The organism is Flavonifractor sp. An91, from assembly GCF_002159225.1.
In the GTDB taxonomy this organism is placed as follows: Bacteria; Bacillota; Clostridia; order Oscillospirales; family Oscillospiraceae; genus Flavonifractor; species Flavonifractor avicola.
In genome coordinates this window covers 1-8,658 of sequence record NZ_NFHA01000057.1, presented here as the reverse complement: position 1 = coordinate 8,658, position 8,658 = coordinate 1, and the positions used below count along the sequence as shown (strand labels likewise).

Annotated in this window: 11 protein-coding genes; 7 read left to right on the top strand and 4 right to left on the bottom strand. The window is 54.6% G+C overall.

What is annotated here, in order from left to right:
- Together B5G42_RS16820 and B5G42_RS16815 are read right to left on the bottom strand one after the other, a co-directional pair.
- The coding region (locus tag B5G42_RS16820; protein WP_140399879.1) for a DUF3991 domain-containing protein at window positions 1-551 on the bottom strand (551 nt) is incomplete at its 3' end.
- 93 nt (window positions 552-644) lie between these two features.
- Window positions 645-2,174 carry a helix-turn-helix domain-containing protein gene (locus B5G42_RS16815; protein ID WP_087272875.1) on the bottom strand — a complete coding sequence of 510 codons (1,530 nt, stop codon included), beginning with the start codon at window positions 2,172-2,174 and terminating at the stop codon, window positions 645-647.
- A 238-nt stretch (window positions 2,175-2,412) separates the two neighbouring features.
- On the opposite strand from B5G42_RS16815, the gene B5G42_RS16810 reads away from it, so the two are divergent.
- From B5G42_RS16810 to B5G42_RS16790, 5 genes are all read left to right on the top strand, one after another.
- On the top strand, window positions 2,413-2,772 hold the full coding sequence (locus B5G42_RS16810) for a DUF4313 domain-containing protein (RefSeq protein WP_087272873.1): 360 nt from the start codon (window positions 2,413-2,415) through the stop codon (window positions 2,770-2,772).
- A gap of 393 nt (window positions 2,773-3,165) precedes the next feature.
- Complete coding sequence (locus B5G42_RS16805) at window positions 3,166-3,801, top strand: hypothetical protein (RefSeq protein ID WP_087272870.1); 636 nt, start codon at window positions 3,166-3,168, stop codon at window positions 3,799-3,801.
- The gene (locus tag B5G42_RS16800) at window positions 3,782-4,174 is read left to right on the top strand and encodes a DUF4313 domain-containing protein (protein WP_087272868.1); all 393 of its coding nucleotides are present in this window, start codon (window positions 3,782-3,784) and stop codon (window positions 4,172-4,174) included. The genes B5G42_RS16805 and B5G42_RS16800 overlap by 20 nt, the downstream gene beginning before the upstream one ends.
- 109 nt (window positions 4,175-4,283) lie before the next feature.
- Window positions 4,284-4,577, top strand: coding sequence for a hypothetical protein (locus B5G42_RS16795; RefSeq protein WP_087272865.1), 294 nt, complete (start codon window positions 4,284-4,286; stop codon window positions 4,575-4,577).
- A 42-nt stretch (window positions 4,578-4,619) separates the two neighbouring features.
- Window positions 4,620-4,853 carry a hypothetical protein gene (locus B5G42_RS16790; protein WP_087272862.1) on the top strand — a complete coding sequence of 78 codons (234 nt, stop codon included), beginning with the start codon at window positions 4,620-4,622 and terminating at the stop codon, window positions 4,851-4,853.
- Window positions 4,854-5,221: 368 nt separating this feature from the next.
- Here B5G42_RS16790 and B5G42_RS16785 read toward each other — a convergent pair whose 3' ends face one another.
- On the bottom strand, window positions 5,222-6,214 hold the full coding sequence (locus B5G42_RS16785; protein WP_087272859.1) for a hypothetical protein: 993 nt from the start codon (window positions 6,212-6,214) through the stop codon (window positions 5,222-5,224).
- A 99-nt stretch (window positions 6,215-6,313) separates the two neighbouring features.
- On the opposite strand from B5G42_RS16785, the gene B5G42_RS16780 reads away from it, so the two are divergent.
- The gene (locus B5G42_RS16780) at window positions 6,314-6,601 is read left to right on the top strand and encodes a type II toxin-antitoxin system Phd/YefM family antitoxin (RefSeq protein ID WP_087189560.1); all 288 of its coding nucleotides are present in this window, start codon (window positions 6,314-6,316) and stop codon (window positions 6,599-6,601) included.
- The gene (locus tag B5G42_RS16775; RefSeq protein WP_158100308.1) at window positions 6,594-6,899 is read left to right on the top strand and encodes a type II toxin-antitoxin system RelE/ParE family toxin; all 306 of its coding nucleotides are present in this window, start codon (window positions 6,594-6,596) and stop codon (window positions 6,897-6,899) included. Before B5G42_RS16780 ends, B5G42_RS16775 begins: the two co-directional genes overlap by 8 nt.
- A gap of 55 nt (window positions 6,900-6,954) precedes the next feature.
- Here B5G42_RS16775 and B5G42_RS16770 read toward each other — a convergent pair.
- The coding region (locus tag B5G42_RS16770) for a helicase-related protein (RefSeq protein WP_343286712.1) at window positions 6,955-8,658 on the bottom strand (1,704 nt) is incomplete at its 5' end.

Genomic DNA, 8,658 nt, shown 5'->3' with positions numbered 1-8,658 from the left:
AACCGCTTATCGCTCCCGGCCACCTCGCCCATGAAGGTGGAGCGGGGGTATGTACCACGCAGAGCGGCATACCTGGGCGTGTCCCCGTCGTAGCCCACGAACACGCAGTTGTGGTGGGCCGCATCCTCATAAAGCTGGTTGTTTCGGATGCAGGCGTGGAGTATCTCGGCGTCGATGCCGCGGCCGGTCAGGTAGGCCATCACCCGCCGGTCGTCGGTGTGGCGGGGCGGCAGACGAAACGGCTGGGGCCTGCGCCGCTCCGGGGGGACAGGCGCCGCCGGGGGCATGGGCCCTGCGCCGAGGATCTGCCGCACGGCATCCGGCAAGGACAGGCCCTGCACCTCCACAAGATAGTCCAGCGCGGTGACGCCTCCCACGCCGCGGGACCACCAGTACCATTGCCCATTGGAGAGTTTGAGACTGCTGTGTGTGCGTGTGGCGTAGGAGCCGTTGCCGTGCGGAATCAGCTCGTCCGGCTCATACCGCCGCAGATAGGTCAGCAAGTCCAGCTCCCGGGCCTGGGCCAGCTGTTCCGGTGTGACGGGAAACATGGTTCCTCACCTCCCGTGTCATAAAATGATGCGAAAAGACGGCCTCCCTGGTATGGGAAGCCGTCTTGTTTTGGGGCTATGCAGTTAGAAATGTTACAGCTGGAAGGTTGTATTGTCCGCAACAGCTTGGCAATCCTCGTCCAGAAGCAGGAAGATATGCTGGTGTCTGGTCGAGGCGCCCTCGGCCGGGCCCGTTTCCTCCCGGAGTGTTTTCGCGCAGTCCACGAATATCTGATACAGCGCTTTGTCCCGGAATACATAGGTCACAGCGGGGACAGAAAAGCCCAAAAAGCGCTGTTCGACAGGGGCCTGGAGATTGGATACGATTTTGTTCCTGCTCTCCTGGGTCAATTCCACTGTAACATTCGGTTGGTCCTTGTCAACGATATAGAGCGGATAGAGCACGGGGACATCCCTATCCTTCTCTACTATCCCATGCACAAAGGACAGGAAGTATTCATGTGCATGGAGTTCAGGATATTCCCCTAATTGGGGCGGGAGTAAGTTGTTCGCCAGCTTATCCCCGTCAAAGTCGCTGAGATACTTCCTTGCGGTTGTGATCGCAAACGGAGGCAGAGACTGCATACCGCGCACGATGGAAGAGGACTCTTGAGTCACATTCAACAGGAGGAGAGAGGGCAGGCCCGCGGCGGCAAGACCGGCACTGCGGGATTCCCGGTCCCGCTGGATGGACACCAGACATTCCGCAAATCTCTCGTATAGGACTTCGTTGGAAAATACAAAGACTTCGCGCTTGTCGCTTTCCGACGCTTTGCTCTTTCGGCCCGGTTTGAGGCGCGGCAGACGCTGATTGACCACTTCCATATATCTGCTGATGTCACCCTTCGATGACCAGCCGTACAGTCTGCTCGCAGCAGTCCCCTTCTTTTCCTTTACATACTGAAAGTGGAAAACAGTTGTCTCGTCCTGTGCCTCTTTCCTGCGGCCTATATAGGTCAGTGTATTGATTTCAACGGTACAATCAGGCAGTCTATATTCGACGTCCTCGCCCGCTCCTTCTGATACCTCCCCCCATGTATATGCGCCATCCTCGAACTGCTCTAAATAGTCCTTGATGGCTTTCTTCACGACTTCTGTTGAATTGACCGTGTTGACCTCTGTGAGGAAGCGCCCTACCGCACCCATCTCGCGCACCACTTTGTTCGGATCAAGACGCTTGGCCAGCATCTTGATGCCTTCCTGCTCCAGGTTTAATTCCACCTCCCCGTCCATGAATTTGGTGAAGGTGTCGGGCTCCACATTGAGGATATAGCTTACAGTTTCGGGAAATATTTTCGGCTGATAGCACTGCAAAACCCGCAGGAATAGCCGGATATCCGGTGTTTGGTCAGGTTGAGCCTGCGGCAAGGTGTTACCTGCGTCGTCCTCTTTTGCGGCATCCTCACCATCTTTAAGCCATTGATAGGATGCCCCGCCGACTTCCGCGATTTTTCGCAGAAGTTGGTCTGAGGGCGGGCGCCTTCCGTGCTCCAGGATACTAAGATAATTGGCGGATATGCCGAGTTCCTGGGCAAAGTTTTTGATATTGATTTTTGCGTTCTGCCTGACCCATCGGATGCGGCCGCCGATAGTCAGGGCATCGCCGTTCAGTGCAACAGACATGTGCTTTCTCCCCTTTATATATTTTCTTTCTATGTCTATGTATATTTCTGTGCGTGTATCGTAGAGGGCACATACCCAAATTTTATTTTCTCCTTGACTTTATTATATCATAAATTGAGCGTATTGCAAACATTATTTCCCGCTATTTTGTGTATTTTATTGACAAAACGCCACGAAAATGATATAATAAACTATAGAATATAGAGATATTGATAACAATATTAAGGAGGTGATTGATATGAATATCCGAACATGGCCTAACTTTCCAGACATTCGGGCAGGGGAAAATGTATCATTGGGGAAGACGACCTATTTTGGTGACAAGCGGCTCGCGGTCTTTGTCATCGGTGACCCGGCGGAAGAACTGACCTGCAGGAACTTGATTACAACCTGCCTGCCCAATTCATCGGTCACGAATCCCAACTGCGCGTACTTCGACACCCGGAACCATCCGGCAGCGCTCCAGTGGGCGATAGACCAGGGCATTTGCAGGCTGACCGGGCGCAGTGCCTATTCCGATTACTGCACCTACCCGGAAGTAGAGTTTACCCAGGAAGCTGTGCAATCTATGGCGACTTTGGGCTCTTCAGCCATCTGAAGCAGTCGTCAGATACGCTATAATATAGAGAGAAAATTGGACACCCCCTGAGCAGCGAAAACGGGAGACCAGCCTTTGTGGCATGGCCTCCCGTCCTTTTTTGCTTATATCCAGTAAGGGAAATAATTTTTTACTAACCAAATATGAACATTTTATTAAGCATTAAAGAAACATATTGACGAGTGGAAAAGGGAGGTATATAATCATCGCATAAATAAAGTTAGTGAATTTCGCGCTATATAGAAACAGCACGATACAACAATAAATAAACTCTACATAAAAGGAGAATCTATCATGTTTCACGCCGGAAATTGGCGCCGCTCACCGCCCAACTGGAGCCGCGGCGGATTGCGGACATCAAACAATCACATCATTCTTTAGGAGGGAACGATAATGTCTATTGTAGCAGTTGTTTGTTATCCGGGCAAAATGGTTGATCGCTCCATCAATCAGCTCTTTGATAGTGACGACCTCCATACGCTCCACATGATCCACGCGGAAGATATCCCGGACATCGACAAAGCCATCTCCGACATAAATGAAAAAAAAGCAAGGTTGGCCATCATGCCGGAGCCTTTCCCTGGCAAGAAACGGTCCTGGAGCCGATTCCCCCATGCACGGCCTGGCGAGTATTTGTTCGTCTGTCGCCTCAATTTGGAGCATGAGCCGCTGGAACTTGACCTCTATGTGATAACACCCCAGGGATACTCCTATGCGCCGTTGACGGATAGAACGGTGATGGAGTCAGCCGCCCCTGGATGTGCATATCTGGCCAGCGGCATCACTTCTGAGTTCCTGGACTGGCTCACACAGCGTCAGATTTGTCACCTGACAGGCCGATGTATCCGCCAGGGGACACACGTCTTGCGAGAGGCTGAGTTCAACATGGATAAGGTCGCTCACTTTGAGCATGTGGATGACTCCGAAGTGGCTTTGGCTCTGGCCCTCGGATACCCTATGGCGCCCAAGAAGCCGGAATATTTTTACGATTTTTTAGGAGGTTTGGAACATGGAAGCACGAGTGCGTAAGGAGGTCCCATTTTGCTATCGCGGGAAGGAAATCATGGTCACGCTTAGTGTTGGTTTCTATCTCCCGACTTTCAACCTTGGGATTGAGTTCTTATCAGATGGGCTCCCGTTCGCCAAGATGACTTATCAAATCCCCTGGGTGAAGCTTCCGGGCAACGAAGCGATTCTGGATGACCGATATATTGGCGAGGATATTATGGCGTTTATCCGGCGATATGATCTGGCGGAACCCATCTCTAAGCCTCAGTACGCTCACCATGGTGTCAAGTTTCTGCGATTTGACCTGCAAAAACTGCGTGAATTTGACCCTGCCGGTGTAGATGCCCTTTTGGATAACCACCCCAAATTGCGGGATGAAATTTTCCATTCATAAAGGTGGTTCCAGTCGTAACGGGGGGCGGCCCCCGTTACGACTGGAGCGCAGCCGTCACGATAGTACCATAACACATTTGTATTTTTTACATCAGAAAGGAAGATACATTATGGAAGAAGCCGCATATCAGCAGACCAGTCGAGGCGTTGTTATCCACACGAATGGTGGCCTTGTGCGAGGCAGCAAGCGCAGCCCATACATCAAATGGCTGATGGGCTGGAAGGACGCAGGACGTTGGACCGGACCCGCTACTGTTCGGGACGCCTGGGCCAATGCATGGAAAGACGGTAAGCCTTCCGGATGCTCCTGGTACGCCTATGGCTACCTGATGGGCCGTGAGCAGAGCCGCGGTTACCAACTTGCAGAGAATGAATTCCGGCAAGAAGGTTTTCTGCCGTGGTAATTTACATCACATCATTACTATGAAAGCGAGGCTAAAGTAACTATGCGTAAGACTATGTTAGATCAGGCAATCAATGGCCGTAAAGTGATTTGCTATGTAGACGGTTTAGTGTCACTGAAAAAGAATAGCAATTTGTATCGCGCGATGAAAGCGCACGGATACACGCTGGACGACCTTTGGGTAAAATTTGATATTGCTGTCGGCGGACGACGCGGTCAGCACCGGCGGGACGGCTATCATATGGCCATCGTAGCTCTCGATCAACCTTTAGTGTAATAGCGAGGGTTTGCAGGAAGGCGGCTCATCTGGGAGCCGCCTTCCTGCAAACGCATATTAATGAATTTTGATGAAGTAGTAACGGCGTATCAGAGGTACACAGGCCCCTGATAGCCGGCGCGACTGGAAAAATATATCGGAAACTTGCCGCAGTCCCCACAAGCGGATGCGGGAGCATGATTCCGGGGCCGTATGAGAAGCCGGAAGCCTACCGGCTCCCGGCTTCTCATACGGCTGGCCTTGCTGTGCAGGTCTGTGACAGTCATTTCTGTACCTTTCCCATGTATTCCTTAAACCCGAAAATAAACACTAAAATGAAAAAGTATGGTACATGACCGGCACCGACTGACACACACGCTCCCACGCTCTCATGTCAGGGGGGGAGGCGGTCCAGGGGTGCCGCACACATTTTCTTGTTCGGCAAGGACAGCGCGGGTCAGTTTATTCATACAGTCCACGAACCGCCGGGAAGCCCTGTCACGCTTGCGCCCCCAGAACCGCAGATGAGAACACCGGCCGTCCGCAATCGTGGCAGCGGCCAGCTTGTTGTTTATCCACCCTTGGGTGCGGAGGGGCACGTCCACCTGATACCGCCTCATCAGGCAGAGGACGATGGAGCACACGCTGGAATCATGCCGGCTCCGGTAAAACTCCACGGTGTCATTTTGGAGCACGCCGCCCTCCCGGATAGTGCGAATGGCGTCCTGCACCTGCTCTTCGGCCAGCCGGTTGCGTTCTTCACAATACTCCTGGTCCTCCGCAACTGCTTTGGCTCTGCGCTTTTGCTCCCTCTCCCGGCTCTCACCTTGATAAATCGCAGACAGTTCACGGCATTCCGAGAGTTCTCCCAGCATGAGAGCACCGACAAAATCCGGGAAGGTCTCGCCGCCATTTTGTTTGGCAGCGCGGTAGGTGGAAACATGTTTGTCCAGGATTGCCTTGATGTAGTCGGCCTGATGGGCCGGGTCGCGCCCAAGCTCCTGTATCTTATCTTCTTCCCGCTTCAAAGCCTCCAGCACCGCTTCATCGCCCCCAGACCAGCGCAGGCCGTCAAAATATTGCGCCCGCTGGTCTTCGTCCCCGTATAAGGCTGTAACTGCGGACGGAAAGCCACAGCGGTCAATCAGATAGAAGTCAGTCGTACGGAGCGAAGCAAGATACCCATGTAACTCCACATAGAGGATATAGTCGTCCCACTCCCCTTGGGGGTACTGCCGGTCCGGTTTGCCATCGCGCCTCCAGAGCCGGTAGGTGTCTGTCCCGTTGGACACTTCGCGCACCAATATGGCCCGCATCTTCTTTCCGTCTGCATTGAAATTCCCCTGATAAAAGAGCGGGGTCATCAGTTTTGCGTTTGACATTGTACGATCTCCTTTCATATTTTTGTATCGCACTGACAGCGGTTGTCATTGACTGTTAGCGAAATTGTGTATATAATCATGATAAAGGGGGCGGTTGATATGCCGAACATCAGGCCCGTATCTGACCTGAGAAATCATTTTGCGGAAATCACCCATGAGGTGCAGGCCAGCAAGGAGCCCGTATTCCTGACCAAAAACGGCGTGGGGTCTCTGGTGGTCATGAGCATGGAGGCTTATGAGGACGGCCTGTATGAAAGCCGTGTCTACGATAAGCTGATAGAAGCCGAGCTCCAGGCCGCGCAGACCAAAGAGCGCAGGACCCATACCGAAGTCATGGAGAACGCCCGGCGGCGTCTGGCCCGCTATGGAGATGACGAGGATGTATAAAATCGTCTACCTCCCTTTGGCGGAAGCGGACATTCTGGATGCCGTGGACTATATCGCCGGGAAGCTGGACGCCCCAAAGGCCGCACAGGACTTGCTGGATGAACTGGACAATACGGTAGAGCGCATCTCCAAGTACCCATACGCCCACGAGCTGTATCGGACAACCAGGCCCATGCGGGATGAAATCCGCAAGGTGCCGGTGAAAGGGTATGTCCTGTATTACGCGGTGCTGGGGGACACGGTGGAGATCCGGCGCCTCCTCCATGGCCGCAGGGACCGGCAGAACATGGGACTGTAATTCTGATACATGGTCAGGAACGCCCGCACGGTTGACCCGTGGGGGCGTTCCTGCTTCATCCTGCCAGCCGGTCTGTACTCTCCTGGTCCCCGATGTGGAGCAGGATGTCCAGTTCCGTGAGCCGGGCAGCCTTCTCCGCCAGCTCCGCCTCCTGTGGAAACGGCTTCTCCAGTTCTGCCTTGGCCGCCTCGCACTGCTGAAGGGTGTGTTCGATGGCGTCCTGTGTCTCCTGGATGCGCTGGGACAACCTGTCCAGCGCATGGTCGATGCGGACAAGGTTCCCCTTGGCGTCCTGCCCAAGTTCTACGCTGTGCTCTGCGGAGCCCTTCAGTATGGCCTTATAGCAGAGTAAGCCGGTACAAAGCAGGACGGTAAAGCCGCGGTAGTGTCCCGCTTCCAGCATATTGTCGCCCTTGACCTCGCTGCACAACGCCAGAAGAGCCTCGCCGGCCGATGTGCGGTCCTGGTAGGCCCAGTTCCCAATGGTCATGCCGGCAAAGCCATCTTTCGGATGCGGGTGCTGTTCTGCCAGGGCAAGGTCGGCTTCCAGTGCCTTCTTCAGTTCCCGGTTCTCCCGCAGCCGTTTGGGATAGCGGTTGAGCAGGTTATCCTCCATGCGGTAGTGCTTGCTCATGTAGTCCGATTTCAACAGCTTCAGCCGGGTCACATCCACATCCAGCTCCATGCGCTCCTTGATGCGGGGGTCGCCGGCGCACAGGGCCTTGATCTCGGCAAAGGACAGCGCCGTCGCGTCCACATCCTCGCAGGAACGGGCCGGGGATTTGGAAGTCATGATTTGGCTGATGAACTGCTGTTTCTTCTCCACGGTCTGCCACAGATAGGCGTCGAAGGTGCCCTCGGTGACATAGCGGTACACATGGACGAGGGGGTTGCAGTTCCCCTGGCGCTCGATGCGGCCTTTGCGCTGGGTCAGGTCCCGGGGCCGCCAGGGGCAGTCAAGGTCGTGCATGGCGATGAGACGGTCCTGGACATTGGTGCCCGCCCCCATCTTCTGTGTACTTCCCATCAGGACGCGCACCTGGCCAGAGCGCACTTTAGCAAACAGCGCTTTTTTCCGTGCATCGGTGTCGGCCTCATGGATGAAGGCGACCTGCTCTTTCGGGATGCCGCCGCGGACAAGTTTGCGCCGCAGGTCGTCATAGACAGTGAATTGCCCGGAAGCGCCCTGGGGCGTGGAGATGTCGCAGAATACCAGCTGGGTCAGCTTGTCTGCCGCTCCCTCTCTCCAGATGCGCAGGATGTTGCCGGCGCACTGATTGACCTTGCTCCCAGGGTCGTCCGGGAGCAGGGGGTTGAGAATGCGCTGGTCCAGTCCCAGCTTGCGGCCGTCCGAGGTGATTTTGAGCATATTGTCCTCTCTGGGTTCCACCTTGCCGCTATGTACCTTTCCCGCCCGCTTGGACAGTTCCTGGACCATCTGCTTCTGGAATTCGGTAGGCTGGCAGACGATATTGTGGTACTCCACCTCCGGCACGGGAAGATGGAGCTGATCTGCTGTCTGGATGTCCGCCACCTCTTTGAAGAGGCTCATCAGCTCCGGGAGGTTGAAGAATTTGGAGAAGCGGGTGCGTGCCCGGTAGCCGGTCCCCTCCGGGGCCAGTTCCAGAGCCGTCACGGTTTCTCCAAACCTGGAAGCCCAGCTGTCGAAGTGGGTCATGTCCAGCTCCTGGAGCCTGTCATATTGCAGATACCGCTGCATGGTGTAGAGTTCCGTCATGGAGTTGGAGATGGGGGTCCC

Bases quoted from the DNA above. Each gene is read 5' to 3' on its own strand.
- B5G42_RS16815 (WP_087272875.1), bottom strand. From the start codon at position 2,174: ATGTCTGTTGCACTGAACGGCGATGCCCTGACTATCGGCGGCCGCATC.
- B5G42_RS16810 (WP_087272873.1), top strand. From the start codon at position 2,413: ATGAATATCCGAACATGGCCTAACTTTCCAGACATTCGGGCAGGGGAA.
- B5G42_RS16805 (WP_087272870.1), top strand. From the start codon at position 3,166: ATGTCTATTGTAGCAGTTGTTTGTTATCCGGGCAAAATGGTTGATCGC.
- B5G42_RS16800 (WP_087272868.1), top strand. From the start codon at position 3,782: ATGGAAGCACGAGTGCGTAAGGAGGTCCCATTTTGCTATCGCGGGAAG.
- B5G42_RS16795 (WP_087272865.1), top strand. From the start codon at position 4,284: ATGGAAGAAGCCGCATATCAGCAGACCAGTCGAGGCGTTGTTATCCAC.
- B5G42_RS16790 (WP_087272862.1), top strand. From the start codon at position 4,620: ATGCGTAAGACTATGTTAGATCAGGCAATCAATGGCCGTAAAGTGATT.
- B5G42_RS16785 (WP_087272859.1), bottom strand. From the start codon at position 6,214: ATGTCAAACGCAAAACTGATGACCCCGCTCTTTTATCAGGGGAATTTC.
- B5G42_RS16780 (WP_087189560.1), top strand. From the start codon at position 6,314: ATGCCGAACATCAGGCCCGTATCTGACCTGAGAAATCATTTTGCGGAA.
- B5G42_RS16775 (WP_158100308.1), top strand. From the start codon at position 6,594: ATGTATAAAATCGTCTACCTCCCTTTGGCGGAAGCGGACATTCTGGAT.